This is a genomic window from Streptomyces rhizosphaerihabitans, assembly GCF_025399795.1.
Taxonomy (GTDB): domain Bacteria; phylum Actinomycetota; class Actinomycetes; order Streptomycetales; family Streptomycetaceae; genus Streptomyces; species Streptomyces rhizosphaerihabitans.
Genome location: NZ_JAODTZ010000027.1, coordinates 1 through 25,796 on the forward strand (window position 1 = coordinate 1; position 25,796 = coordinate 25,796).

Consider the following 25,796-nt stretch of genomic DNA (forward strand, 5'->3'; position numbering starts at 1 on the left):
CTGCGGCAGGCCAGGAGCCTGCCGCCCGGAACGGCGTCGCCGCGACGCGAGGTGACGGCCCCGTGCCGGTCATCTCGCCCCTCGTGCGCCGGCTCGCCCGGGAGAACGGCGTGGATCTGCGGGAGTTGGAGGGCTCCGGTCCCGAAGGACTCATCCTGCGGGCCGACGTCGAGTACGCGCTGCGTGCGGCGGCGACCGGCCGGCTGCGATCGTCCGCCACCATGGAGCCGCACCACGCTCCGGCGGCCGGACTCGGCCCCGACGCGCCCCTCACGGACATCGCGTCGGTCGTGCCCGGTGCGGCCGGTGTCGCCCGGAGCGCCATCCCGCACGGTGTCCGTGTCCCCCTCCGGGGAGTCCGCGGTGCCGTCGCCGACAAGCTCTCGCGCAGTCGGCGTGAGATCCCCGACGCGACCTGCTGGGTGGATGCCGACGCGACGGAGCTCATGCAGGCACGCAGGGCGATGAACGCGGCGGGAGGCCCGAAGATCTCCCTGCTCGCCCTGCTGGCCCGGATCTGTACCGCGGCACTGGCCCGCTACCCCGAACTCAACTCGACGGTCGACATGGACGCCCGCGAGATCGTCCGCCTCGACCACGTGAACCTGGGCTTCGCGGCCCAGACCGAACGGGGGCTCGTCGTCCCCGTCGTACGCGACGCGCACACACGGGACGCCGAAGGGCTGAGCGCGGAGTTCGGCCGGCTGACCGAGGCGGCCCGGACCGGGACGCTGACGCCCGCGGACCTCACGGGCGGCACCTTCACGCTGAACAACTACGGCGTGTTCGGCGTCGACGGCTCCACGCCGATCATCAACCACCCCGAGGCGGCCATGCTCGGCGTCGGCCGCATCATCCCCAAGCCCTGGGTGCACCAGGGCGAGTTGGCGGTGCGCCAGGTCGTCCAGCTCTCGCTCGCCTTCGACCACCGGGTCTGCGACGGCGGTACGGCGGGCGGTTTCCTGCGGTATGTGGCGGACTGCGTGGAACAGCCGGCGGTGCTGCTGCGGACCCTGTAGCCCCTGGGGATCCGGTCACCCCCGTTTCCATGCCGTGCCCCGGGGGGTGGCACTGATCCCTCGGGCGCCCATACTCGGGGCATGACCGCGTACGAGCCCGAGGGCGCGACCGGGCGTTCGGGCAGCTCCGGCCCCCAGGGCACCCCCGGTGCCGATGCCGGGTACGACGCCGTCGTGCTCGCGGGCGGTGCGGCCCGTCGGCTCGGCGGCGCGGACAAGCCCGGCGTACGGGTGGGCGGCCGGGCGCTGCTGGACCGGGTGCTGGCCGCGTGCGCCGGTGCGAACCGCACGGTGGTCGTGGCCGAACCCAGGTCCACCGCGCACCCCGTGGAGTGGGCCCGCGAGGACCCGCCGGGCGGGGGACCCCTCGCCGCGCTGGACGCCGGGCTGCGACACACCACGGCGCCCTGTGTCGTCGTGCTCTCGGCCGACCTGCCGTTCCTGGAGGAGGAGACGGTACGGCGCCTGCTGGACACCCTTCGCCCCGACGGCACCCACGAGTCCCGTCCCGCTGCCGAAGACGCCCGCCCGGCCCGCACCGGTCCCGGCATCCGCCCCGACGGCGTCCTCCTCACCGACCCCGACGGGCGGGATCAGCCCCTCGTGGCCGTCTACCGTGCGGAAGCGCTGCGCCGTGAGCTGGCCGTCCTCACCGCCGCGCACGGGGGACTGGACGGGCTGCCGCTCCGACGGCTCGTCGCCGCCCTCGACCTCACTCGTATCTCCGACCCCGTCGCGTCCTTCGACTGCGACACCTGGGACGACATCGCCGCCGCCAGAGCACGCATCAGGGAGCATGGGCACGTGCTGGATGAATGGATTTCCGCAGTCAAGGACGAGCTGGGCATCGACCTGGACGTCGACACCGACGTTCTGCTCGACCTGGCCCGCGATGCCGCGCACGGGGTGGCCAGGCCCGCCGCGCCACTGACCACGTTCCTCGTCGGATACGCGGCCGCGCTGGCCGGCGGAGGACCGGAGGCGGTCGCCGAGGCCGCCCGCAAGGCCACCGCGCTCGCGCTCCGCTGGGCCGACGAGGACACCCCCGACGCCAAACCGGACGCCGCCACCCCCACCACGCCCGCCGGAGCCACCCCGACGGCCCCCGCCACCGAGCCGGACGCCGGATGACCGCCGCCCGCTCCACCAGGGACAGCCAGGACGCCGACGACTTCGACGTCGAGGAGGCACTCGCCCTGGTCAAGGGAGCCGGTGCCCGCGCGCCCGGTGAGCCCGGCCGAGCGGACAGCGCCGCCTTCGGCCCCCAGGGAACCGACCGGACAGCGGTTCCCGCGCCCGACGCGCAGGAAAGCGGCAAGGGCGCACACACCCATCACCGGTCCACCCCGTGGCCCGAGGCCCGAGCCGTTGCCGAGCGGGCCGCCCGGTCCCTGCCGCGCCGCACCCCCGTTTCGGTCCCCCTGGAGGCCTCCCTCGGCCTCGTCCTCGCCGCACCCCTGACCGCGCTCACGGACCTTCCCTCCTTCGACACCTCCGCCATGGACGGCTGGGCGGTCGCCGGACCCGGTCCCTGGGACGTGCGCGAGGACGGCGTACTCGCCGGGCACGCGGAGCCGGAGCGGCTCAGCGACGGCGAGGCGGTCCGGATCGCCACCGGGGCGCGGGTCCCGCGGGACGCGACCGCCGTCCTGCGCAGCGAGCACGGCCGCCTCGACGACAAGGGGCGGCTGCACGCGAGCGGCGCGCAAACGCCCGGCTCCGCCCGCTCCCGGGGAATCCCGGCGATCGCGCACGGTCAGGACATCCGCCCGCGCGGCCAGGAGTGCCGCAGCGGCGACCAGCTGCTGCCGCTCGGAGCGCTGATCACCCCCGCGGTGCTGGGGCTCGCGGCGGCCGCCGGGTACGACACGCTCGCCGTCGTCCCCCGCCCGCGCGCCGAAGTTCTCGTCCTCGGCGACGAGTTGCTCACCGAGGGACTGCCCCGGGAGGGGCTCATCCGGGACGCGCTCGGACCCATGCTGCCGCCATGGCTGAGGGCGCTGGGCGCCGAGGTCGTCGCGGTACGCCGGCTCGGCGACGACGCCAAGGCGCTGCACAAGGCCATCACCGGCTCCCGGGCCGACCTGATCGTCACCACCGGCGGCACCGCGGGCGGCCCCGTCGACCATGTCCACCCCACGCTGCGCCGGATCGGCGCAGAACTGCTGGTGGACGGCGTCAAGGTGCGGCCGGGTCATCCGATGCTGCTGGCCCGCACCCAGGAGAACCAGCACCTCGTCGGCCTGCCCGGCAACCCCCTCGCCGCCGTCTCCGGACTGCTCACGCTCGCTGAGCCGCTGCTGCGCACCCTGGCCGGACGCGCGGCCCCGGAGCCGTACACGCTGCCCCTCAAGGAAGCCGTGCAGGGGCACCCGTACGACACCCGGATCGTCCCCGTCTCGCTGCGAGGCGACCGGGCCGCGCCGCTGCACTACAACGGCCCGGCGATGCTGCGCGGCATCGCCGCCTCCGATGCGCTCGCGGTCGTACCGCCGGGCGGTGCGCGGGCCGGCCAGGAACTGGAACTCATCGATCTGCCGTGGGCCACCGCGGGGATCGACGCGTGCTTCGTCTGAGCCGGTCGAGGGCGGGAGCGGCATGAATCCGAGCGGGGAGTGTTTCACGTGAAACTTCCGGGCCATGACGCGATCGCCCGCCAAGCGGACGAACATCTCGTGACCCATCAGGTGAGACTGCCGCAGAAGGTCGTGGAGCGTCCGATCCGGCAGGTCGCCAAGAGGCTGGCGATGGCGCTGCTGGTGCTCGTGGTCACCGCGCTCATCGTCTGGTTCGACCGCGACGGCTACAACGACAGCTCGGACGGGAGCGTCGACCTGCTCGACGCCTTCTACTACGCGACAGTCACCCTTTCCACCACCGGCTACGGCGACGTCACCCCGACCAGCGATGTCGCCCGGCTCATCAACATCCTGGTCATCACGCCCCTGCGGGTGCTGTTCCTGATCATCCTGGTCGGCACCACGCTGGAGGTCCTCACGGAACGCACCCGTGAGGAGTGGCGCTTGAACCGCTGGAGGACGGCCTTGATGAATCACACCGTCGTTGTCGGATTCGGGACCAAGGGGCGGTCGGCCGTCGAGACCGTCTGTGCGACCGGGCTCAAGAAGGAACAGGTCGTGGTCGTCGACCCGAGCCCCAGGGTGGTCGACGCGGCGACGGCCGACGGGTACGCGGGAGTGATCGGGGACGCCACGCGCAGCGATGTGCTGATGCGTGCCGAGGTCCACAGGGCGCGGCAGATCATCATCGCCACCCAGCGGGACGACACCGCGGTCCTGGTCACCCTGACGGCCCGGCAGCTCAATCGCGGCGCGAAGATCGTCGCTGCCGTCCGCGAGGAGGAGAACGCGCCGCTGCTCCGCCAGTCCGGCGCCGACGCGGTCATCACCAGCGCCAGCGCGGCCGGCCGGCTGCTCGGGCTCTCCGTGCTCAGCCCCGCTGCGGGCATGGTGATGGAGGACCTGATCCATCAGGGCAGCGGGCTCGACATCGTCGAGCGGCCCGTCACGAAGGCCGAGGTGGGCCAGGGTGTCCGGGAGACCGCCGACCTGGTCGTCAGCGTCGTACGGGGGCATCGCGTGCTCGGATACGACGATCCGGACGTCGGCACACTGCAGTTGACGGACCGGCTGATCACGATCGCGCGGGTCACTCGGGGCACCTGGACGACGCCGGGCATTCGGCCCCTGCCGCAGGAATAGGCAGCGCCCCTCAGGAGTAGCGTCCCTCTCATGTACGCGATCACGATTCCTGAACCTGGTGGGCCCGAGGCGCTGGTGTGGGACGAGGTCCCCGATCCGGTGCCGGCCGAGGGCGAAGTGCTGGTCGAGGTGGTGGCCAGCGCCGTCAACCGTGCTGATCTGCTGCAGCGGCAGGGCCTGTACAACCCGCCGCCCGGGGCGTCCCCCTACCCCGGACTCGAATGCTCGGGGCGCATCGCCGCGGTCGGCACGGGCGTCCTCGGCTGGGCGGTCGGCGACGAGGTGTGCGCGCTGCTCGCGGGCGGCGGATACGCCCAGAAGGTCGCCGTCCCGGCCGGGCAGCTGCTGCCCGTGCCCGCGGGCCTGGACGTCCGGCAGGCGGCGGCGCTGCCCGAGGTGACGTGCACCGTCTGGTCGAACGTCTTCATGGTCTCCCACCTGCGCCCCGGTGAGACCCTGCTCGTGCACGGCGGCTCCAGCGGCATCGGCACCATGGCGATCCAGCTGGCGAAGGCCGTCGGAGCGAAGGTCGCGGTCACGGCGGGCACCAAGAAGAAGCTCGACTTCTGTGCCGAGCTGGGCGCGGACATCCTGATCAACTACCGCGAGCAGGACTTCGTGGAGGAGATCAAGCGGGCCACCGGCGGGGCGGGTGCCGACGTCATCCTCGACAACATGGGCGCCAAGTACCTCGACCCGAACGTGCGCGCTCTCGCCGTCAACGGCCGGCTCGCCATCATCGGCATGCAGGGCGGCATCAAGGCGGAGCTGAACATCGCCGTTCTCCTGAACAAGCGCGCCGCCGTCAGCGCGACCTCGCTGCGTGCCCGGCCGCTCAGCGAGAAGACGGCGATCGTGGCGGCCGTACGCGAGCATGTGTGGCCGTTGATCGACTCCGGCCATGTCCGTCCGGTCATCGACCGTGAACTGCCGATGAGCGACGCGGCAGGGGCGCACCGGGTGCTGGAGGAGAGCAGCCATATCGGAAAGGTGCTGCTGGTCGCCCCCTAGGGCGGGCACGCTCTTCCCCGGGCCCCGGTGGAGTGCCGGGCCTCTTCCGGGGGTGCTGTGGCCGCCCGGAGGCGGACTTCAGGTGCCCGCCCGGTGGCGGGCCGCAGGCCCCTGGGGTGCCGTGTGCCCAGGAGGACAGGGCGACGAGGCGAGAGGCGGTCACGAGGTGCACTGCTTCGGTGCGGGGCGCCTCAGTCCGAGAACAGTGCGACGAGGCCCACCGCTTCGGTGCGGGGCGCCTCAGTCCGAGAACAGTGCGACGGGGCCCACCGCTTCGGTGCCGGGTGCCTCAGTCCGAGAACAGTGCGACGAAGCGCACCGCTTCCGTGCGGGGTGCCTCAGGCGCGTCGCGCCCGCAGCGCCAGGAACGCCAGTCCCAGGCCCAGGCCGATGAGGATCAGGCCGCTGCCCAGCGGCAGGATCGCCGGCTCCGGCTCGGGCGTGGAGCCGGGGCCCACGACGCTCTGCTGAACGGGGACCGCGTCGTTGCGCGAGGGCTCGGGGGTCGCACTCGGCTCCGTGAGCCCGGGGTCGGTGTCGGCGGCGGGGGCCGTGTTCTGGAGATCAGGGTTGTCCTGGCTGTTCGGAGTGTCCGGTTCCGTGCGGCCGGGCCGTGTACGTCCCTCGCCCGCGAAGCTGCCCGCACGGGAGGGGTCCGCCGTAAGGGTGGGCCGTGCGGGATCGGAGGCGGCGGGGCCGGCGGCGTCCGAGGCCGAGCTCCCTTCGGCGGACGGAGCCGACGCGGCGGCGGACGAGGGAACCCCGGAGCTTGTCCGGGACGAGGGAATCCCGGAGCTTGTCCGGGACGAGGGAGCCCTGGAGCTTGCGACGGACGAGGGAGCCCCGGAGTTTGCGGGAGCCGAGGGGGTCCCGGAGCTTGCCCGGGACGAGGGGGCCCCGGAGTTCGCGGGGGCGGACGCGGGAGCCCCGGTGCTCGCCCGGGCCGAGGGGGCTCCGGAGCTTGTGGGGGCGGTGTTCGCGAGGGGGCCCGGGCCGTTCAGCAGGGCGATCGTCAGCAGTCCGGCCGTGGGCAGGGTGCGCAGCCATGGAGTCACCTCGGTGACCCCCTCCCGGTACGGTTCGCCAAGACGGGTGCCGTGATCGACGCAACAAGCCTCACATGACGCCGTGATCCCGGCATCTCGACAGAAAGTGACTTCATTCGCGCACTTCAGGGGCCGTAGACCTCCGTCCCGTCGCGAACTGGGCCTTCGTACGTGGTGGATCACCGTGTACGGGGGGCACCACCGTGATGGAGTACGTGGGTGCGAGAGAATGGCGGCATGGAGATGCCGAGGAACGAACGGTCGCCGGAGAACCCTCAGATCCTGGTTGTCGGCCAGGACGGAATGGCTCTCGGCGGCACCGGGGACGAGGACTCCCGCGAGATCCCGGTGACGGAGATGGTGGAACAGCCCGCCAAGGTGATGCGCATCGGCAGCATGATCAAGCAGCTGCTGGAGGAGGTGCGCGCCGCACCTCTGGACGAGGCCAGCCGGGTCCGGCTGAAGGAGATCCACGCGAGTTCCGTGAAGGAGCTGGAGGACGGTCTGGCCCCCGAGCTCGTGGAGGAACTGGAGCGGCTCTCCTTGCCCTTCACGGACGAGGGCACCCCCAGCGACGCGGAACTGCGGATCGCGCAGGCTCAGTTGGTGGGCTGGCTCGAGGGACTCTTCCATGGGATCCAGACGACCCTGTTCGCCCAGCAGATGGCGGCCAGGGCGCAGCTGGAGCAGATGCGCCGTGCCCTTCCGCCGGGTGTCGGCGGTCTGGACGGCGATGAGGACCCCCGCACGGGAGGTCGCTCGGGCGGACCGTACCTGTAATTACGCGGGTCACCGAGTCATCCCCGTCACCCCAGCGAGCCAAGGTCACCCCGACCGAAACGGGCCCGGCACCGAAGTGCCGGGCCCGTTCCCGATTCCGCTGCCGAGGCACGCTCGGGCCACTCGGACTGCAGGGTCCACTTGCATCGCGCGGTCGCACGAACCGCACGGCCCGCCCGAACCGCTGCGAGCGTTCAGGGAGGCTTCAGGCGGGGTTGCCCGTCGACACCTTGAGCTCGATCTCGGGCATGTTCTTCGGGTCGACGTCGTCGCCGACGGAGGGGAACTGGTCCATGACCGTGTCCTTGCCGTACGTGTTCTCGTCCACGCGCGTGATCTTCATCTGCCAACCGGCGGCCTGGAAGCAGGACTTCACCGAGTCGAGGTTCTTGAAGTGGAAGTCCGGGACCTGGATCTTGTCCGGGTCGTCGTACGCCTCCTGCGGATCCGTGCACTTCTCGGTGTCGATCTTCTTCGACGTGTCCGGACCCTTGTACCCCTCGACCACGGTGGGCGACTTGCTGGCGCCGTTCCCGCCGCCCTTGTTGTCGTCGCCGTTCCCGCCGCTCATGGCGAGCGCCGTGATCAGGCCGCCGATCGCGATGAGCGCGACCACGACGGAACCGATCACGACCGCCTTGTTGCTCCTGCCGCCGCCCGAGCCGCCGGGGGCGGGCTGGGGCGTGAGGTTGTACGGCGGCGGGGTCGACGTGCCGTGCTGCGGGGAGTACGCGGCGGTCTGCGGAGTCTGGTAGCCGCCCTGCTGCGGGTAGCCGTACGCGGGGGCGGGGGTCGGCGTGCCGTACGGGCCCGGCTGGTACGGCATCTGTACGGGTCCGGGTGCCGGGGTGCCCTGGTCGACCGGCGGGAAGACGGCGGAGCCGACGCCCGAGCCGCTCGGCGTCTGGGCGCCCGGCACGATGTTCGGCGCGGCCGCCTGGAACGACTGGGCGACCCGCAGGCACTCGTCCCGCATGATCTCGGCGCTCGGGAAGCGTTCGTTCGGGTTCTTCTTCAGCGCGCGGGCGATCAGCGCGTCCACCGCCGGGGGCAGCGAGCGGTTGACCGAGGAGGGCGCGACCGGCTCCTCCTGGACGTGCGCGTAGGCGATGGCCAGCGGAGAGTCCGCCTCGAACGGCAGCCGCCCGGTGACGAGCTGGAACAGCATGATGCCGACCGAGTACAGGTCGGACCGGGCGTCGACGCCCCGGCCGAGGGCCTGCTCCGGTGAGAGGTACTGCGGGGTGCCGACGACCATGCCGGTCTGCGTCATGGAGGTGACGCCGGACTGCATGGCGCGGGCGATGCCGAAGTCCATGACCTTGACGACATTGCGCTTGGTCATCATCACGTTGCCCGGCTTGATGTCCCGGTGGACCAGGCCCATCTCGTGGCTGATCTCCAGGGCGGCCAGCACGTCCGCGGTGATCTTCAGGGCCTTGTCGGCGGGCATCGCGCCGTACTGCTGGATGTCCGCGTCGAGGACGGAGCCGAGCGGCTTGCCCTCGATGTACTCCATGACGATGTACGGCGTCGTCATGCCGTCGAGGTCGTCCTCGCCGGTGTCGAAGACCGAGACGATGTTCGTGTGGGTGAGCTTGGCGACCGACTGGGCCTCGCGGCGGAAGCGCTCGCGGAAGGCCTGCTCGCGGCCGAGTTCGGTGTGCAGCGTCTTGATCGCGACCTGGCGGTCGAGCACCGAGTCGTAGGCGAGATGCACCGAGGCCATACCGCCCTCGCCGAGCAGATCGCGCAGCTGGTAGCGGCCGCCGGCGACCGCGCGCCCCGCGTACCGGCCCTGTGCGCCGTCCTGGCTCATGTTCTGCGTCCCCCGAGGCATCGGTGATCGATTGGCTTATTCCGGGCCAAGTCTGCCCGAGGGCACGGACACGTCAAGCTCGGTGCCCGTTCCGTGACCGTCTGAGAAAGAAGCGTCGCGGAAGCGTTACAGGTGGCGTACGGCCGGTACACGGAATTTGCACCGACGGCACTCCGACGGGTTGGATGGCCGGTCCATCTCACGTTCATCTCGGACCGGCGCCCTGCGTGGAGCCTGTAGCGTGGCCCGACGGAGACCGTAACAACCACCGCGCAGACCGCGGGCAGAAACGACGGCGAGGACTGATGGCACAGCAGCAGCGCGCTCAGGGCCCGTCCGACCCCGAGGCGACTGGCGGCGGTATGTCAGATGCGCCGGAGATGTGGGGTAACGGCGGGCTGGTCGGCGACGGCCGGTATCGGCTGACGCACAGACTCGGCCGGGGCGGTATGGCCGAGGTGTTCGCCGCCGAGGACGTTCGCCTGGGGCGGACCGTGGCGGTCAAGCTGCTCCGTTCCGACCTGGCCGAGGACCCCGTGTCCAAGGCGCGTTTCACACGCGAGGCACAGTCGGTCGCGGGGCTCAACCACCATGCGGTCGTCGCCGTGTACGACTCCGGCGAGGACGTGGTCGGGCACGGTGTCGTCCCGTACATCGTGATGGAGATCGTCGAGGGTCACACGATCCGCGATCTGCTGATCAACGCCGAGGCCCCCGGGCCCGAGCAGGCGCTGATCATCGTCTCCGGTGTCCTGGAGGCGCTCGCCTACTCGCACCAGCACGGCATCGTGCACCGTGACATCAAGCCGGCGAACGTGATCATCACGGAGACCGGCGCGGTCAAGGTGATGGACTTCGGCATCGCGCGCGCCCTGCACGGCGCGCAGTCGACGATGACCCAGACCGGCATGGTCATGGGCACCCCGCAGTACCTCTCGCCGGAGCAGGCGCTCGGCAAGGCCGTCGACCACCGCTCCGACCTGTACGCGACCGGCTGTCTGCTCTACGAACTCCTCGCGCTGCGGCCCCCGTTCACCGGCGAGACGCCGCTCTCGGTGGTCTACCAGCACGTCCAGGACATCCCGGTGCCCCCGTCGGAGGTCGCGGCCGGGGCGCCGCCGGAGCTCGACGGGCTGGTCATGCGCGCCCTCGCGAAGGATCCGGACGACCGGTTCCAGACCGCCGAGGAGATGCGCGGCCTCGTCCAGTACGCGCTGCAGATGCTGTACGACCAGGGCAGTCACACCGGCACCTGGAACACCGGTCCGGTCACCCTGCACGAGGGGCTGCACACCCCGGCGGCCGGTTTCGCCGGTACGGCCGCGCTGCCGCACCCCGGTGACTACGGAACCACCCAGATCCCGGCGCCGCTCATCCCGCCCTACCGGGGCGGCGGTGACGACGGCGGCTTCGAGGGGCACGGCAACCAGGGCGGCGGCCGCGGCAAGCTGTGGATCCTCGCGGTGTTCGCCCTGATCGCCATCGCGGCGGGTGTCGCGCTGGCGCTCAACAACACCGGCAACGGCGGGGGCGCGGGGACCGGCACCTCGCAGCCGCCGGCCGCAACGCACTCCAGCAAGAGCGACGACTCCACCGAGCAGCCCACCGAAACGGCCACGGACCAGTCCACGGACGACACCTCGGACGGCTCGACCGACACCGGCGACGGCACGGGCTACACCCCGTCGTACCAGCCGACCCCGAGCGCGACCAGCGAGCCGCCGACGGACGAGCCGACCGACCAGCCGACGAAGACGAAGCCGACCACGGCGGCCCCGACGGGCGAACCGACCACGCCGACGACGGAACCGACGTCCAGCGATCCGGCGGACGGCGGCACCGAGTCCCCCGCCGCGGGGGACCTGGGCTGACCTGATTCGGCAGGGTCCGAACGGATCCGAGAAGAGCACACCTTCCACGCGCGCGGGAGGCCCACACGGGCTTCACGCGCGCGCGGCGTTGGGTGGGGTGTCCGGCGTTGGGTGTCCGGCGCGGCACAGGTCGTGCCGGCGCCGCCGATCCGGGCCGTGCGGGAAAGAGGCACCCGCCCTCGGAGGCGGTGTTTCGTTCGGTGGTGTTCGGTGTCAGTGCTGCTCGGTGTCAGTGGTGCTGCTGTTCCGCCTGTATGCGCGCCACATAGGCCGCCGCCTGCGACCGGCGTTGCATCCCCAGTTTGGACAGCAGGCTCGACACGTAGTTCTTGATCGTTTTCTCGGCGAGGTGCAGTCGCTCTCCGATCAGGCGATTGGTGAGCCCCTCGCCGATCAGGTCGAGGATCCTGCGTTCCTGGTCGGTGAGGCGGGCGAGCCGGTCGTCGCCCCTGGTGCCGCCGTCCCGCAGCCGCTCCAGGACACGCGCGGTGGCCACCGGGTCGAGCAGGGATTTTCCGGCCGCGACGTTCCGTACGGCCGCGAGCAGTTCATTGCCGCGGATAGCCTTGAGGACATAGCCCGACGCACCCGCCATGATCGCGTCGAACAGGGCCTCGTCGTCGGCGTACGAGGTCAGCATCAGGCACTTGATGTCCTCGTTCGCGGAGCGGATCTCACGGCAGACCTCCACGCCGCTGCCGTCCGGGAGGCGTACGTCCAGGACGGCCACGTCCGGGCGGGTGGCCGGGATCCGGACCAGTGCGTCGGCCGCCGTACCGGCCTCCCCGACCACTTCGATGTCGTCCTCGACCGACAGAAGTTCATGGACTCCGCGACGGACGACTTCGTGGTCATCGAGTAGGAATACGGTGATTTTCCCGATTTCACGCACGCTGTCAGTGTCACACACGATCATGGGCATTGCCCCAGGTGAGCTCTTCCCGAGCCCGGGGTGGCCGGGATAACGTGCCGGTGTTCCGGCCCCCTGCAAGGCTGTAACCAGTGCTGTGACCAGCGACTGTTCCCGATCTGCTCGATCTAGTAGGAAATCCACGTATCCAAGTACTTGGATTTCCTATCAAAATCGCAGGTCAGGAGGGGTTTCACAGAATTGTGAAGCACTGGGTAACGTGACTGTTGCAGGGCGCTCGCCGGGGCACCTGTCACGCCTGTTCCCGGCCGAGTGGCACCCACCCCGTGCACGGGTGCCGGTACAGGCGAGCCGCTCCCCCGAGCTCAAACCGCGAGCGAGGGGGACCCCAGCCTTCCGGCAACCCCGGGGGCCGGACCGACGGAGGAGCACACGTGACCGTGGAGAGCACTGCCGCGCGAAAGCCGCGACGCAGCGCCGGTACGAAGAGCGCCGCGAGCGCCAGTACGACCGGTACCAAGAGCACCGCGAGCAGGAGCGCCGGCGCGGCCGCCAAGAAGTCGCCCGGGGCGACGGGCGGCGAGCCGGAGCTCATTCAGCTGCTGACCCCGGAAGGCGAGCGGGTCAAGGACGCCACGTACGACCCGTACGTCGCCGACATCACCCCCGAGGACCTGCGCGGCCTGTACCGGGACATGGTCCTGAGCCGCCGCTTCGACGCGGAGGCCACCTCTCTGCAGCGCCAGGGCGAGCTGGGCCTGTGGGCCTCGATGCTCGGCCAGGAGGCCGCCCAGATCGGTTCGGGCCGGGCCACCCGCGACGACGACTACGTCTTCCCGACCTACCGCGAGCACGGCGTCGCCTGGTGCCGCGGCGTCGACCCGACGAACCTGCTCGGCATGTTCCGGGGTGTGAACAACGGCGGCTGGGACCCGAACGGCAACAACTTCCACCTGTACACGATCGTCATCGGCTCGCAGACGCTGCACGCCACCGGCTATGCCATGGGCATCGCCAAGGACGGCGCAGACTCGGCCGTGATCGCGTACTTCGGGGACGGCGCCTCCAGCCAGGGCGACGTCCTGGAGGCCTTCAACTTCGGGGCGGTCTACAACGCGCCCGTCGTGTTCTTCTGCCAGAACAACCAGTGGGCGATCTCCGAGCCGACCGAGCGCCAGATGCGCGTGCCGCTGTACCAGCGCGCGCAGGGCTTCGGCTTCCCCGGCGTCCGCGTGGACGGCAACGACGTCCTCGCCTGCCTGGCGGTCACGAAGTGGGCGCTGGAGCGGGCCCGCAGCGGCGAGGGCCCCACCCTGGTCGAGGCGTACACCTACCGCATGGGCGCGCACACCACCTCCGACGACCCGACCAAGTACCGGGCCGACGAGGAGCGCGAGGCGTGGGAGGCGAAGGACCCGATCCTGCGCCTGCGCGCCTACCTGGAGGCCGCGAACCACGCCGACGAGGCATTCTTCGCGGAACTCGAGACCGAGAGCGAAGCGTTGGGCAAGCGAGTGCGCGAAGTCGTACGGGCCATGCCGGACCCGGACAAATTCGCCATCTTCGAGAACGTGTACGCGGACGGGCACGCGCTCGTCGACGAGGAGCGCGCCCAGTTCGCCGCCTACCAGGCGTCGTTCGCGGACGCAGGGGAGGGCAAGTAGCCATGGCGACCGAAAAGATGGCGCTGGCCAAGGCGATCAACGAATCGCTGCGCACGGCCCTCGACACCGACCCCAAGGTCCTCATCATGGGCGAGGACGTCGGCAAGCTCGGCGGTGTCTTCCGGGTCACCGACGGACTCCAGAAGGACTTCGGCGAGGAGCGGGTCATCGACACCCCGCTCGCCGAGTCGGGCATCGTCGGCACCGCGATCGGCCTGGCCCTGCGCGGCTACCGCCCGGTCGTGGAGATCCAGTTCGACGGATTCGTCTTCCCGGCGTACGACCAGATCGTCACCCAGCTCGCGAAGATGCACGCGCGGGCGCTGGGCAAGATCAAGCTCCCCGTCGTCATCCGTATCCCGTACGGCGGCGGCATCGGCGCCGTCGAGCACCACTCGGAGTCCCCCGAGGCGCTCTTCGCGCACGTGGCGGGCCTGAAGGTGGTCTCCCCGTCGAACGCCGACGACGCCTACTGGATGATGCAGCAGGCCATCCAGAGCGATGACCCGGTGATCTTCTTCGAACCGAAGCGGCGCTACTGGGACAAGGCCGAGGTCAACAAGGACGCCATCCCCGGTCCGCTGCACAAGGCGCGGGTGGCCCGCGAGGGCAGCGACCTGACCCTGGTCGCGTACGGCCCGATGGTGAAGGTCTGCCTGGAGGCCGCCGCGGCCGCCCAGGAGGAGGGCAAGTCGATCGAGGTCCTGGACCTGCGCTCGATGTCGCCGATCGACTTCGACTCCATCCAGGCCTCGGTCGAGAAGACCCGCCGCCTGGTCGTGGTGCACGAGGCCCCGGTGTTCCTCGGGACGGGCGCGGAGATCGCGGCCCGCATCACCGAGCGGTGCTTCTACCACCTGGAGGCGCCCGTCCTGCGGGTCGGCGGCTATCACGCCCCGTATCCGCCGGCCCGCCTGGAGGACGAGTACCTTCCGGGCCTGGACCGCGTGCTCGACGCCGTCGACCGCTCGCTGGCGTACTGAGGAGAGAGTCGTGACGACGATGACTGAGAACGCGTCGGGACTCCGCGAGTTCAAGATGCCCGATGTGGGCGAGGGACTCACCGAGGCGGAGATCCTCAAGTGGTACGTCCAGCCCGGTGACACGGTCACCGACGGCCAGGTCGTCTGCGAGGTCGAGACGGCCAAGGCCGCGGTCGAACTGCCGATCCCGTTCAACGGCGTGGTGGCCGAGCTCCACTTCCCCGAGGGCACGACGGTGGACGTCGGCCAGGTGATCATCGCGGTGGACGTGTCCGGTGGGGCGGCGCCCGCGCAAGCGGCTCCGGCCGCCGCGCAGGCAGCCGCCGCTCCCGCCGTTCCCGCCGCCCCGGTGGCGGAGGCGGCCCCCGCCGAGGAGGCCAAGCCCGAGGGCCGCACGCCGGTCCTCGTCGGGTACGGCGTGGCGGAGTCCTCCACCAAGCGGCGCCCCCGCAAGGGGGCCGAGGTCCCGGTGGAGCAGAGCGAGACGCTCTACGCGGCCACCGCGATCCAGGGCGAGCTCAACGGCCACGGGTCCGCGGACCGGCAGCGGCCCCTCGCCAAGCCCCCGGTCCGCAAGCTCGCCAAGGACCTCGGGGTCGACCTGGCGACGGTCACCCCGTCGGGCCCGGACGGCATCATCACGCGGGAGGACGTGCACGCGGCGGCAGCCCCGGCACAGGCACCCGCTCCGGTCGCCGCCCCGGCCCCGGCTCCGCAGGCCCCGGCCCGCGTTCAGCCGCAGGCTCCGGCCCCGGCCGCGTCGTACGACGGTGCGCGGGAGACCCGGATCCCGGTCAAGGGTGTCCGCAAGGCGATCGCCACCGCGATGGTGGGCTCGGCGTTCACCGCGCCGCACGTCACCGAGTTCGTGACCCTCGACGTGACGCGCACGATGCGCCTGGTCGAGGAGCTCAAGCAGGACAAGGGCATGCAGGGGCTGCGGGTCAATCCGCTGCTGCTCGTCGCCAAGGCCCTGCTGGTCGCGATCAAGCGCAACCCGGCCGTCAACGCGTCCTGGGACGAGGCCGGCCAGGAGATCGTCCAGAAGCACTACGTGAATCTGGGCATCGCCGCCGCCACCCCCCGTGGCCTGATCGTGCCGAACATCAAGGACGCCCACACCAAGACCCTGCCGCAGCTGGCCGAGTCGCTGGGCGAACTGGTGGCCACGGCCCGCGAGGGCAAGACCTCGCCGGCCGCCATGCAGGGCGGCACGGTGACGATCACCAACGTCGGCGTCTTCGGCGTCGACACGGGCACGCCGATCCTCAACCCCGGCGAGTCCGCGATCCTCGCGGTGGGCGCGATCAAGCTCCAGCCCTGGGTGCACAAGGGCAAGGTCAAGCCCCGTCAGGTCACCACGCTGGCGCTCTCCTTCGACCACCGCCTGGTCGACGGCGAGCTCGGCTCCCGGGTCCTCGCGGACACGGCGGCCGTCCTGGAGCAGCCCAAGCGGCTGATCACCTGGGCGTGAGCCGGCCGGCCGGTGGGACGTGAGTCCCACCGGCCGCCCGGAAGCGATTCCGTAACCGCCGAGGGCGCCTCTTCTCGCACGAATCCCGTACGAGAAGAGGCGCCCTCGGCGTGGTCGAGCCGGGCTCCCGGACGGCCCGCGACATGAGAGGGGCCCGCCGCGCACCGCCCGGCAGGCCCCTCTTTTCCGTCTGCGCGCCTTACCTGGCGAAGGCGTAGTTCATGAGCTTCGTGGCGTCCGACGTGCGCTGGGTGATCGACGTGGAGGCGAGCACCGTGCCGATGACCGTCTTGCCGTTACGGGTGGCGGCGAAGACGAGGCAGTACTTCGCCTCGGGGCCCGAACCGGTCTTGATGCCGATCGTGCCGCTGTAGCCGCTCAGCAGAGGCTTGTTGGTGTTCTCCCACGTGTAGTAGCGGTAGCCGCCACTCGCGGTCGTCACCTTCTGCTTGGTGGTCTGGGTCTTGACGACCGTCTTGAAGGTCGCGCTCTTCATGGCGCTGCTGGCGATCTTCGTCAGGTCGCGCGGCGTCGAGTAGTTGTTGCCGTTGCCGATGCCGTCGAACGAGTCGAAGTGCGTGTGCGCCAGGTGGAGGCTCGTGGCGGCCGAGTTCATCTTGCCGATGAACGACTTCACACGGGCGGCGCGCGTCGTGCCCGAACCGAACTTGTCGGCGAGCGCGTACGCGGCGTCGCAGCCGGACGGCAGCATCAGCCCGTAGAGGAGCTGACGGACGGTGACCTTGTCACCGACGATCAGGTGGGCCGAGGAGGCGGTGTTGGCGACGATGTAGTCGCTGTACGCCTTCTGGACCGTGACCTTGGCGTCCAGGTTCAGGTTCGGCTGGGACAGCACGACCTTGGCCGTCATGATCTTCGTGGTGGAGCCGGTGGACAGCGGGGTGTCCGCCGCCTTGGTGTAGAGGGTGGTGCCGGTGCCATTGTTCATGACGTAGCCGCCCTTGGCGGCGATCGTGGGCGTGGCGACCGCGCCCGCGGGCGCGGCGCCGAAGGCTCCGGCTGCCAGCACGGCGCCGGTCGTGAGGGTCACAGCGGCGGCCCTGCGGAAACGCGTGCCCTTAATGCCGGTAATCAAAATGAACGCTCCGTATGCGCGAAATGCCCCTGGGAGAACGACACATGACAGTGCCGTCTCACGTTCGGACTCGCGGGGCGCGCAAAGGGATGTACGGCGAACGAGTGGAATTCATGTGACCTGGGTTACACCAGAAGCCAGTTGGGGTCGGTTGGGGTCCGCATGCTGAAATACCTCGCGGCATGCGTACGTGTTGTATCTATGATGTGCGCATGCCTTCAGCCCCACCCGCGCCGATGCGGCCTGCCGTGAAGCAGCCGCCCGCCGCCGACCGCGTCTACGCACACGTCAAACAGGGAGTCCTGGAGCGCCGTTACGAGGGCGGGTCCCTGCTGACCGAGGGCGAACTCGCCGACGCGGTGGGCGTCTCGCGCACCCCGGTCCGCGAGGCGCTGCTCCGGCTGGAAGCCGAAGGACTGATCAGGCTCTACCCGAAGAAGGGCGCGCTCGTCCTGCCGGTCTCCGCCCAGGAGATCGCGGACGTGGTCGAGACCCGCCAGCTCGTCGAGGAGCACGCCGCGCGCAAGGCCGTACCGGCATCGCCGCAGCTCCTGGCCCGCCTCGAGGAACTGCTCGCCCAGCAGAAGGAGCAGGCCGCCGCCGGGGATCTGGCCGCCGCCGCCGTCACCGACCGCTGCTTCCACGCCGAGATCGTCCGCAGCGGCGGCAACGAGATCCTCTCCCGGCTCTACGACCAGCTCCGCGACCGGCAGTTGAGGATGGGAGTGGCCGTGATGCACGCGCACCCCGACCGGATCACCAAGACGCTCGTCGAACACGAACAGATCCTCCAGGCGCTGCGCTCCGGCGACGCCGACGCGGTCGTCGGACTCATCCACGGACACGTGAGCTGGTTCTCCAACCTGGCGCGGGGCGAGGTCCGATGAGCTCCTCGGCCACGCTGCCCGGCGACCCGCCCGGTGGCCGGCGCGCGATCGCCGTCTGGGGCATCGGCGTCTCGGTCTACTTCGTCGCGGTCATCTTCCGTACGTCATTGGGGGTGGCCGGACTCGACGCAGCGGACCGTTTCCATGTGGGCGCCTCCGCCCTGTCGACCTTCTCCATCCTGCAGCTCCTCGTGTACGCGGGCATGCAGATACCGGTCGGACTGCTGGTCGACCGGCTCGGCACGAAGAAGGTGCTGACCATCGGCGTGCTGCTGTTCACGGCGGGGCAGCTGGGCTTCGCGTTCTCCTCGTCGTACGGCATGGCGCTCGCCTCGCGCGCCCTGCTGGGCTGCGGTGACGCGATGACCTTCATCAGCGTGCTGCGGCTCGGCACGCGGTGGTTCCCCGCTCGGCGCGGACCGCTGGTCGCGCAGTTCGCGGGTCTGGTCGGCATGGCGGGCAACCTCGTCTCGACGCTCGTGATCGCCCGGCTGCTGCACGGAGTGGGCTGGACGGCCGCGTTCGCCGGCAGCGCCGCCGCCGGTGTGCTCGTCCTCGTCCTCCTGCTGCTGTTCCTCAAGGACCACCCCGAGGGACACGAGCCGGAGCCGTTCCCGCACCGGGGTGCCGCGTACGTCCGCCGGCAGATCGCCGCGTCCTGGCGGGAACCCGGCACCCGGCTGGGTCTGTGGGTGCACTTCACCACGCAGTTCCCGGCGATGGTGTTCCTGCTGCTGTGGGGGATGCCGTTCCTTGTCCAGGCGCAGGGTCTCTCGCGCGCCACGGCCGGTGAACTGCTGACGCTCGTCGTCCTGTCCAACATGGTCGTCGGGCTGGTGTACGGGCAGATCGTCGCCCGGCACCACACCGCGCGGCTGCCGCTGGCGCTGGGCACGGTCGCGGCGACGGCCTTCGTGTGGGCGGGGGTGCTGGTGTACCCCGGCGAGCACGCGCCGATGTGGGTGCTGGTCGCGTTGTGCACCGTGCTCGGGGCCTGTGGTCCGGCCTCGATGCTCGGCTTCGACTTCGCGCGGCCGGCGAATCCGCCGGAGCGTCAGGGGACGGCGTCCGGGATCACCAACATGGGTGGTTTCGTCGCCTCGATGACGACGCTGCTGGCCATCGGCGTCCTGCTCGACGCCACCGACGACAACTACCGGGTCGCCTTCGCCGCGGTGTTCGTGCTCCAGGCACTCGGACTGAGCCAGATCTTCCGGCTGCGGAAGCAGGCGGCCCGCCGGGAGCGGGAGCGGCTGGTGGCCAGCCGGGTGGAAACGGTGCACGTGCCGGCGTAGCCATCGGGGCTGTACCGTCCCGCTGCCGCTGCCGCTGCCGCTGCCGCTGCCGCTGCCGCTGCCGCTGCCGCTGCCGCTGCCGCTGCCATCGGGCTCCCGACCTGGGCGTTTGCCCAACGGCCCGGCCTGCTCCACGAAGGCCGGAGGAGCCGAGCCGCCCCTGCGGTCCGGGCGCGCCGGAAAGCCCTGGGTTGTCCGGCGACTGAGGACGAGCACGTCGGTACGACGGCGGGATCCCGGACACGCGAAGGCCCCGGACACCCGAAGATCCCAGGCGCGCGAAGGCCCCCGGACACGGGAGCGGTTCCGGACATGGGAACGGCGGAGCGAGACGGCGGGGCGGGAGGACCGTCCCGCCCGGCCCCGTTACGGCGTGACGGTGAAGTTGCGCAGGATCGCCGCGGTCAGTTCCGGGTCGCCCTCGGCCTTGATGCGGTCGGACACGGTGTCGGGGTGGACGCGGCCGCAGGCGAGCCGGACGAAGGTCTCCCAGTCCAGGGCGAGGCTCGCGGCGGGACCGAGGGAGGGCGAACCGTCTATCGAACCGCGCCCGTCGGCGTCGATACGGACGGTACGGAGGAACTCGACCGGACCGTGCACGTCGAAGACGACCGCGGAGTTCGCCGGCGCCCCCGCGTTCTTGGCGACGACCTTCGGCAGTGCGGCCAGCAACTCGTCCCGCACGATCTGCGAACCGGGGGAGTCGAGGTTCCCCGGCCGGCCCAGCGTGTACCGCAGGTCCTGCTCGTGCACCCATACGTCGAACGCGCGGTTGCGCATCGCGTGTTCGAGGGTGACCTCGGTGCCGAGAGGACCGCGCACCTTCGCGTCGGGCTGCCGCGACTCGTTCCGCAGCTGTCGGTTGCGCCGGATGACCGTGTACTCCAGCTCGGAGGTCATCTCCGGTGCCGTGTGGTGGCGGCGCACGTCGACCTGCATCTCCATGTACCGCTGGTGTTCGTTCGTCACGTGGTAGAGATCGCGGGGAAGCGTGTGGATCGGCCGGGGATCGCCGAGCATCTCGCAGTCCAGCCCGATGACATGCGAGACGATGTCGCGGACCGACCAGCCGGGACACGGAGTCCGCCGGTTCCACTCGCCCTCCACCAGCGGCTGCACCAGCTCGGATATCGCTTCGATCGAGTGGGCCCAGGCGTCGGCGTAGGACTGAAGACTCGGATGCAGACTCACGGAACGGGACCCCTCGGGCGGTTGGACGCGGGCAGTGCACAGGCAGCGGGTGTCTTGGGACGCTAAGTTACGCTGCTGTGAGGCACCCCGGCAGTGCTTTCGTGTGACGATCGTAGGCCCGTATCGACGGCTCGAATGCCAGGACGGTGGTAGTGTGCGCGCCTCGCTCCTCCAGATCGACGTAAACGACAACGAATCGGTCGCGGCCCGCAGACGTCGTGTGGCCGATCTGGTACGGGATCAAGCCGAAGTCGATCTCGTCGTGCTCCCCGAATTGTGGACCGTCGGCGCTTTCGCCTACGAGGAGTTCGGGGCGCAGGCCGAGCCGCTCGACGGGCCGACCCACGAGGCGATGAGCAAGGCGGCCGGCGACGCGGGCGTGTGGCTGCACGCGGGCTCGATCCCCGAGCGCGCCGAGTCCGAGGCCGGCTCCACGACCGAGTCGCCCCTCTACAACACCTCCCTCGTCTACTCCCCCGCAGGTGAACTCGTCGCCGCCTACCGCAAGATCCACCGCTTCGGCTTCGACCAGGGCGAGGCCGTACTGATGGGCGCGGGCACGGACCTGGTGACGGTGCGGCTGCCGGAGACCGTCCTCGGCATGGCCACCTGCTACGACCTCCGGTTCCCCGAACTCTTCCGCGGGCTCGTCGACGCGGGGGCGCAGACCTTCGTCCTTCCGGCCGGCTGGCCCGAACGGCGCCGCTCCCACTGGACCCTGCTCGCACAGGCACGCGCCGTCGAGAACCAGGCGTACGTCCTCGCCTGCGGAACGGCCGGTACGCACGCGGGAGTTCCCCAGGCCGGTCACTCGATCGTGGTCGACCCGTGGGGAGAGGTCCTCGCCGAGGCGGGCTCGGACGAGGAGATCCTCACGGTGGACTTCGACCCGTCGAAGGTCGCGACGACACGGGAACAGTTCCCGGCCCTGAAGGACCGGCTGCTGGGCCTGGAGACTCCCCGCCGCTGACCGGCGGCAGGGCGGCCGACCCGGCAGCGCGGCCGGTCGTCCCCGATGCCGAACCCTGTCGGCCCCTGCCGGGCCGCCGCCCTGCCTGCTGCCAGCCGTCCCTGTCAGTCGTCCCCCCGTTCCTTCTCCGCCAGATGGATCACGCACACCGCCACCGCGATCAGCAGCGCCGGATCGGCGTCCTCCCGTACGACGTCGACGCCGTACGTGTCGCGGAGGTGGAGCCAGCGGCGGGAGATCTGGGCGAGGAGTTCGTTGTCGTAGTCGACGGCGAACTCGCGGTCGAGGATCTTGCCGCTGACGTCGAGCTCGGTGCCGTCGACCAGGGACACGCGGTAGTGGTTGCGGAGCAGGGACAGGCGTTTGCGCTTGATGGTCGCGAGCGGGTCGCCGTCCCGCTCGATGATCATCGTGTCGCGCAGCGCGAGCATCTTCTGGTGGATGTCGATCAGGACCCGTCCGCGGGTGTCCTTCAGCTGGAAGGTGTCCCGCAGCCGCATGGCCTTGCCGTCGACGAGGAAGACCTTGTTGCCGTGGTCGTCCTCGATCCAGTAGTCGTCACCGAAGCCGAGCAGCCGGTCGCGTACGAGGTATCTCATGCCGTCACCGGTTCCCCGCCAGGCGGTCCGAAACGCCGCCGGTAGGCCGACGGGCTGAGTCCGGTCGCCCGGCGCACCCGCTCGCGCAGGTTCGCGGCGGTCCCGAGCCCACTGCGGTCCGCCACCACGTCGAGCCGGACCTCGCCGCGCTCGATGAGCCGGCAGGCGAGGGCCACCCGCTCCGCCGTCAGCCACGCCAGCGGTGTCGTGCCGAGCTGGGCGCGGAAGCGGCGGTGCAGCGTGGCCGGGCTGACCGCGATGCGCGCCGCCAGCTCGCCGACCGTCAGCGGCTCACCGAGCCGTCTCTGCGCCCAGGCCAGCAGGGGTGCAAGCGACTCGTCGGGTATGTCGGGCAGCGGCCGCTGCACGAACTGGCGCTGGCCCCCGTCGCGGTGCGCGGCGAAGACCAGTCGGCGCGACACAGCGTTGGCTGTCTCCGCGCCGTGGTCGCGCCGCACGAGGTGCAGCCCCAGATCGAGCGCGGCCGCGCTGCCGGCCGCCGTCAGTACGTCCCCCTCGTCCACGAAGAGCACGTCCGGATCCAGCAGCACCGTCGGATGGAGCTCCCGGAAGGCGCTCGTCCAGCGCCAGTGGGTGGTGGCCCGCCGCCCGTCGAGCAGCCCCGCCTCGGCGAGCGCGAAGGCTCCGGTGCAGAAGCTCACCACGCGGGCCCCGCGCGCGTGGGCGCGCCGGATGGCGTCCAGGACGACGGGCCGGCGCGGTACGACGTTGTCGGGCCGGCCGGGGACGAGGAGGGTTCCGGCGTCGTCCACCGCGTCGAGGCCGGGCACTCCGCTCAGGGTGAAGAACCCGTGGTTCATCCGGACGCCGGGCGTGGGGGTGCACAGGGTCAGCTCGTAGAGCGGCTCCGGTCGTCCCAGCTCGGGCCGGGGAAGCCCGAACAGCTCCGTCGCGACGCCGACTTCGAAGGGATTCGTACCCTCGTCGACGATCACGGCGACGCGATGCGGCCGGGACGACAAGGGTTCTCCCTGTCCGTTCCCGGGAGGGAGCTCCCGAGCGGACGGACGATGCGAGGATCCTTGCGGCATGAGCGATTTCTAGCACTCGTGGGTGCGCCGCGCAGCGCCGAGGATGAACGCATGACCAGCGAACCCGCCCGCCGCGGCGAACCCGTCTCCCTCTCCGCCGCCCTCGCCTCCTTCACCGACCTGTGGAGCCCCCGCATCGTGACGGCCGTCAACGACTACGACGTGCGCGTCGCGAAGGTCGAGGGTAAGCACGTCTGGCACACGCACGACCACACGGACGAGTTCTTCCTGGTCCTGGAGGGCGAGCTGACCATCGCGCTCCGGGAACCGGCCGGCGAGCGGACCGTCGTCCTCCCCAAGGGCTCCGTCTACACGGTCCCGCGCGGAACCGAGCACAAGCCGTACGCCCCCGGCGGCGCCGCGATCCTCCTCTTCGAACCCACCGGCACCCTCACCGTCGGCGACCGCCACGACGAGATTCCCACCCACGTGGACGCCACGACGGGCCATGCCCTGGACTGACGACGGCCCCGACCGGACACGGTCACACGGTGATCGGCAAGGCCGGCCGGCCGGACACGGTCGCACCCGGGCCGGTCGGACGGTGAGGGCCACCGCCCGGCCGGTTGTCCGTCCCCGGTGGCACTCTTGATCCATGAACGACTCCACCCGGGCACCCGCCTCGGCGCCCGCCCACCGCCGTGCCCGCGTCCGCGCCCCCGAGCTGATCGGCAAGGGCGGCTGGCTGAACACGGGAGACGAGCAGTACACCCTCGCTGACCTGCGAGGACGCATTGTTCTGCTCGATTTTTGGACCTTTTGCTGCATCAACTGTCTGCACGTCCTGGACGAGTTGCGGGAGCTGGAGGAGAAGCACCGGGACACCGTGGTGATCATCGGGGTGCACTCGCCGAAGTTCGTGCACGAGGCGGAGCATCAGGCGGTCGTCGACGCCGTGGAGCGGTACGGGGTGGAGCATCCGGTCCTCGACGATCCGGAGCTCGCGACCTGGAAGCAGTACGCGGTACGGGCCTGGCCGACGCTCGTGGTGATCGATCCCGAGGGGTACGTCGTCGCGCAGCACGCCGGTGAGGGGCATGCCCACGCGATCGAGCTGCTGGTGGAGGAGCTGGAGGCCGAGCACGCGGCGAAGGGCACCCTGCGGCGCGGCGACGGGCCGTACGTGGCGCCCGAGCCCGAGCCGACCGTGCTGCGCTTCCCGGGCAAGGCGCTCGCCCTGCCGAGCGGAAATCTGCTGGTCAGCGACACGACCCGGCATCAGCTGGTGGAGCTGGCGGAGGACGCCGAGACCGTCGTCCGGCGCATCGGATCCGGGGTGCGGGGCTTCGTGGACGGGACGGCCGAGGCGGCGGGCTTCAGCGAACCGCAGGGGCTCGCGCTGCTCGACGAGGGCGCGGTCGTCGTCGCGGACACCGTGAACCACGCCCTGCGCCGGGTCGATCTCGCGACCGGCGCCGTCAGCACGCTGGCGGGCACCGGCCGCCAGTGGTGGCAGGGGGCGCCGACGTCAGGACCGGCGCGCGAGGTCGATCTGTCCTCGCCGTGGGACGTGGCCCTGTTCGGCGGGAAGGTCTGGATCGCCATGGCCGGCGTGCACCAGCTGTGGGCGTTCGACCCGGCGGCGGAGACCGTCGAGGTCACCGCGGGCACGACGAACGAGGGGCTGGTCGACGGGCCGGGGCCCGAGGCCTGGTTCGCGCAGCCGTCGGGGCTCGCCGCCACCGAGGACCGGCTCTGGCTGGCCGACTCCGAGACCTCGGCGCTGCGCTGGGTCGACCGGGACGGGACCGTGCACACCGCTGTCGGCACCGGGCTCTTCGACTTCGGGCACCGCGACGGAGCGGCCGAACAGGCGCTGCTCCAGCACCCGTTGGGTGTGACCGCGCTGCCCGACGGCTCGGTCGCGGTCAGCGACACGTACAACCACGCGCTGCGTCGTTACGACCCGGCGACGGGTGAAGTGACCACGCTGGCAACCGACTTGCGGGAGCCGAGCGACGCCGTGCTCGTCGGGGACGACATCGTGGTGGTGGAGTCCGCCCGTCACAGGCTGACCCGGCTGCGGCTTCCCGAGGAGGCCGTGCGGGTGGAGTCGGTCGCCCATCGCACTCGGCGCGAGGCCACCGAAGTCGCCCCGGGTGTAATCCGGTTGGACGTCGTCTTCCAGGCGCCGGCCGGGCAGAAACTGGACACCCGGTACGGCCCCTCCACCCGGCTCCTCGTCTCCGCGACCCCGCCCGGGCTGCTGCTCGCGGGTGAGGGCGCCGGCACCGACCTCTCGCGGACGGTCGAGCTGGACCCTGCCGTCACGGAGGGCGTGCTGCACGTGTCCGCGATGGCCGCGTCCTGCGACGACGATCCGGCTGGGGACGCACAGTACCCGGCGTGCCATGTCCACCAGCAGGACTGGGGTGTGCCGGTCCGCCTCACCGAAGGCGGTGCGGACCGGCTGCCCCTGGTACTCGCGGGCATGGACGACTGAGTC

General features: G+C 71.0%; 22 protein-coding genes. 15 read left to right on the forward strand and 7 right to left on the reverse strand.

The window, feature by feature from the left end; translation table 11 throughout:
- From N4G66_RS25245 to N4G66_RS25265, 5 genes are all read left to right on the forward strand, one after another.
- Positions 1–1,019 (forward strand): dihydrolipoamide acetyltransferase family protein (locus N4G66_RS25245; RefSeq protein WP_261706475.1); only part of this gene is annotated, 1,019 nt, incomplete at its 5' end.
- Positions 1,020–1,100: 81 nt separating this feature from the next.
- Entirely contained in the window at positions 1,101–2,150 is a 1,050-nt protein-coding gene (locus N4G66_RS25250) for a molybdenum cofactor guanylyltransferase (protein ID WP_261706476.1), read from the forward strand.
- Entirely contained in the window at positions 2,147–3,595 is a 1,449-nt protein-coding gene (locus N4G66_RS25255) for a molybdopterin molybdotransferase MoeA (RefSeq protein ID WP_261706477.1), read from the forward strand. Before N4G66_RS25250 ends, N4G66_RS25255 begins: the two co-directional genes overlap by 4 nt.
- Positions 3,596–3,643: 48 nt before the next feature.
- Positions 3,644–4,741, forward strand: a complete 1,098-nt coding sequence (locus tag N4G66_RS25260) for a potassium channel family protein (protein ID WP_261706478.1) — start codon at positions 3,644–3,646, stop codon at positions 4,739–4,741.
- Positions 4,742–4,771: 30 nt separating this feature from the next.
- Positions 4,772–5,752: an NAD(P)H-quinone oxidoreductase gene (locus tag N4G66_RS25265; RefSeq protein WP_261706479.1), complete on the forward strand. Its 981-nt coding sequence runs from the start codon at positions 4,772–4,774 to the stop codon at positions 5,750–5,752.
- A gap of 338 nt (positions 5,753–6,090) precedes the next feature.
- Here the strand turns inward: N4G66_RS25265 and N4G66_RS25270 are convergent, their stop codons facing one another.
- Positions 6,091–6,807, reverse strand: a complete 717-nt coding sequence (locus N4G66_RS25270; RefSeq protein WP_261706480.1) for a hypothetical protein — start codon at positions 6,805–6,807, stop codon at positions 6,091–6,093.
- Between the two features lie 228 nt (positions 6,808–7,035).
- Between N4G66_RS25270 and N4G66_RS25275 the strand changes: the two genes are divergently transcribed.
- The gene (locus tag N4G66_RS25275; protein WP_261706481.1) at positions 7,036–7,578 is read left to right on the forward strand and encodes a bacterial proteasome activator family protein; all 543 of its coding nucleotides are present in this window, start codon (positions 7,036–7,038) and stop codon (positions 7,576–7,578) included.
- A 205-nt stretch (positions 7,579–7,783) separates the two neighbouring features.
- Here N4G66_RS25275 and N4G66_RS25280 read toward each other — a convergent pair whose 3' ends face one another.
- Positions 7,784–9,397 carry a protein kinase domain-containing protein gene (locus N4G66_RS25280; RefSeq protein WP_261706482.1) on the reverse strand — a complete coding sequence of 538 codons (1,614 nt, stop codon included), beginning with the start codon at positions 9,395–9,397 and terminating at the stop codon, positions 7,784–7,786.
- 305 nt (positions 9,398–9,702) lie between these two features.
- Between N4G66_RS25280 and N4G66_RS25285 the strand changes: the two genes are divergently transcribed.
- On the forward strand, positions 9,703–11,268 hold the full coding sequence (locus tag N4G66_RS25285) for a protein kinase domain-containing protein (protein ID WP_261706483.1): 1,566 nt from the start codon (positions 9,703–9,705) through the stop codon (positions 11,266–11,268).
- 229 nt (positions 11,269–11,497) lie between these two features.
- Here N4G66_RS25285 and N4G66_RS25290 read toward each other — a convergent pair whose 3' ends face one another.
- Entirely contained in the window at positions 11,498–12,160 is a 663-nt protein-coding gene (locus N4G66_RS25290; RefSeq protein WP_315903689.1) for a response regulator transcription factor, read from the reverse strand.
- Between the two features lie 413 nt (positions 12,161–12,573).
- On the opposite strand from N4G66_RS25290, the gene pdhA reads away from it, so the two are divergent.
- From pdhA to N4G66_RS25305, 3 genes are read left to right on the forward strand one after another with little or no spacing between them, the layout of a single operon-like run.
- Positions 12,574–13,803 carry a pyruvate dehydrogenase (acetyl-transferring) E1 component subunit alpha gene (gene pdhA, locus N4G66_RS25295; RefSeq protein WP_261706485.1) on the forward strand — a complete coding sequence of 410 codons (1,230 nt, stop codon included), beginning with the start codon at positions 12,574–12,576 and terminating at the stop codon, positions 13,801–13,803.
- 2 nt (positions 13,804–13,805) lie between these two features.
- On the forward strand, positions 13,806–14,786 hold the full coding sequence (locus N4G66_RS25300; protein WP_261706486.1) for an alpha-ketoacid dehydrogenase subunit beta: 981 nt from the start codon (positions 13,806–13,808) through the stop codon (positions 14,784–14,786).
- Positions 14,787–14,796: 10 nt separating this feature from the next.
- Positions 14,797–16,260 carry a dihydrolipoamide acetyltransferase family protein gene (locus N4G66_RS25305; protein WP_261706487.1) on the forward strand — a complete coding sequence of 488 codons (1,464 nt, stop codon included), beginning with the start codon at positions 14,797–14,799 and terminating at the stop codon, positions 16,258–16,260.
- A 199-nt stretch (positions 16,261–16,459) separates the two neighbouring features.
- On the opposite strand, the gene N4G66_RS25310 is transcribed toward N4G66_RS25305, so the two are convergent.
- Entirely contained in the window at positions 16,460–17,356 is an 897-nt protein-coding gene (locus tag N4G66_RS25310) for a D-alanyl-D-alanine carboxypeptidase family protein (RefSeq protein WP_261706488.1), read from the reverse strand.
- A gap of 212 nt (positions 17,357–17,568) precedes the next feature.
- On the opposite strand from N4G66_RS25310, the gene N4G66_RS25315 reads away from it, so the two are divergent.
- Complete coding sequence (locus N4G66_RS25315) at positions 17,569–18,243, forward strand: GntR family transcriptional regulator (protein ID WP_261706489.1); 675 nt, start codon at positions 17,569–17,571, stop codon at positions 18,241–18,243.
- Positions 18,240–19,538: an MFS transporter gene (locus N4G66_RS25320; protein ID WP_261706490.1), complete on the forward strand. Its 1,299-nt coding sequence runs from the start codon at positions 18,240–18,242 to the stop codon at positions 19,536–19,538. The genes N4G66_RS25315 and N4G66_RS25320 overlap by 4 nt, the downstream gene beginning before the upstream one ends.
- Positions 19,539–19,904: 366 nt before the next feature.
- Here the strand turns inward: N4G66_RS25320 and N4G66_RS25325 are convergent, their stop codons facing one another.
- Entirely contained in the window at positions 19,905–20,729 is an 825-nt protein-coding gene (locus tag N4G66_RS25325) for a maleylpyruvate isomerase family mycothiol-dependent enzyme (protein WP_261706491.1), read from the reverse strand.
- Between the two features lie 154 nt (positions 20,730–20,883).
- Between N4G66_RS25325 and N4G66_RS25330 the strand changes: the two genes are divergently transcribed.
- Positions 20,884–21,699 (forward strand): carbon-nitrogen family hydrolase, encoded by an 816-nt coding sequence (locus tag N4G66_RS25330; RefSeq protein ID WP_261706492.1) that lies wholly within the window; start codon positions 20,884–20,886, stop codon positions 21,697–21,699.
- 104 nt (positions 21,700–21,803) lie between these two features.
- Here the strand turns inward: N4G66_RS25330 and N4G66_RS25335 are convergent, their stop codons facing one another.
- Together N4G66_RS25335 and N4G66_RS25340 are read right to left on the reverse strand one after the other, a co-directional pair.
- Positions 21,804–22,298, reverse strand: a complete 495-nt coding sequence (locus N4G66_RS25335) for an LURP-one-related/scramblase family protein (RefSeq protein ID WP_261706493.1) — start codon at positions 22,296–22,298, stop codon at positions 21,804–21,806.
- Positions 22,295–23,350, reverse strand: coding sequence for a GlxA family transcriptional regulator (locus tag N4G66_RS25340; protein WP_261706494.1), 1,056 nt, complete (start codon positions 23,348–23,350; stop codon positions 22,295–22,297). Before N4G66_RS25340 ends, N4G66_RS25335 begins: the two co-directional genes overlap by 4 nt.
- Positions 23,351–23,401: 51 nt before the next feature.
- On the opposite strand from N4G66_RS25340, the gene N4G66_RS25345 reads away from it, so the two are divergent.
- A complete protein-coding gene (locus N4G66_RS25345; RefSeq protein ID WP_261706495.1) occupies positions 23,402–23,812 on the forward strand; it encodes a cupin domain-containing protein in 411 nt (136 codons plus the stop codon).
- A gap of 133 nt (positions 23,813–23,945) precedes the next feature.
- Positions 23,946–25,793, forward strand: a complete 1,848-nt coding sequence (locus N4G66_RS25350) for a thioredoxin-like domain-containing protein (protein WP_261706496.1) — start codon at positions 23,946–23,948, stop codon at positions 25,791–25,793.
- Positions 25,794–25,796 lie beyond the last annotated feature (3 nt).

Coding starts and splice junctions, on each gene's coding strand:
- N4G66_RS25300 (WP_261706486.1), top strand. CDS start 13,806: ATGGCGACCGAAAAGATGGCGCTGGCCAAGGCGATCAACGAATCGCTG.
- N4G66_RS25280 (WP_261706482.1), bottom strand. CDS start 9,397: ATGAGCCAGGACGGCGCACAGGGCCGGTACGCGGGGCGCGCGGTCGCC.
- N4G66_RS25250 (WP_261706476.1), top strand. CDS start 1,101: ATGACCGCGTACGAGCCCGAGGGCGCGACCGGGCGTTCGGGCAGCTCC.
- N4G66_RS25255 (WP_261706477.1), top strand. CDS start 2,147: ATGACCGCCGCCCGCTCCACCAGGGACAGCCAGGACGCCGACGACTTC.
- N4G66_RS25335 (WP_261706493.1), bottom strand. CDS start 22,298: ATGAGATACCTCGTACGCGACCGGCTGCTCGGCTTCGGTGACGACTAC.
- N4G66_RS25345 (WP_261706495.1), top strand. CDS start 23,402: ATGACCAGCGAACCCGCCCGCCGCGGCGAACCCGTCTCCCTCTCCGCC.
- N4G66_RS25265 (WP_261706479.1), top strand. CDS start 4,772: ATGTACGCGATCACGATTCCTGAACCTGGTGGGCCCGAGGCGCTGGTG.
- N4G66_RS25285 (WP_261706483.1), top strand. CDS start 9,703: ATGGCACAGCAGCAGCGCGCTCAGGGCCCGTCCGACCCCGAGGCGACT.
- N4G66_RS25350 (WP_261706496.1), top strand. CDS start 23,946: ATGAACGACTCCACCCGGGCACCCGCCTCGGCGCCCGCCCACCGCCGT.
- N4G66_RS25340 (WP_261706494.1), bottom strand. CDS start 23,350: ATGCCGCAAGGATCCTCGCATCGTCCGTCCGCTCGGGAGCTCCCTCCC.
- N4G66_RS25315 (WP_261706489.1), top strand. CDS start 17,569: ATGCCTTCAGCCCCACCCGCGCCGATGCGGCCTGCCGTGAAGCAGCCG.
- N4G66_RS25320 (WP_261706490.1), top strand. CDS start 18,240: ATGAGCTCCTCGGCCACGCTGCCCGGCGACCCGCCCGGTGGCCGGCGC.
- N4G66_RS25275 (WP_261706481.1), top strand. CDS start 7,036: ATGGAGATGCCGAGGAACGAACGGTCGCCGGAGAACCCTCAGATCCTG.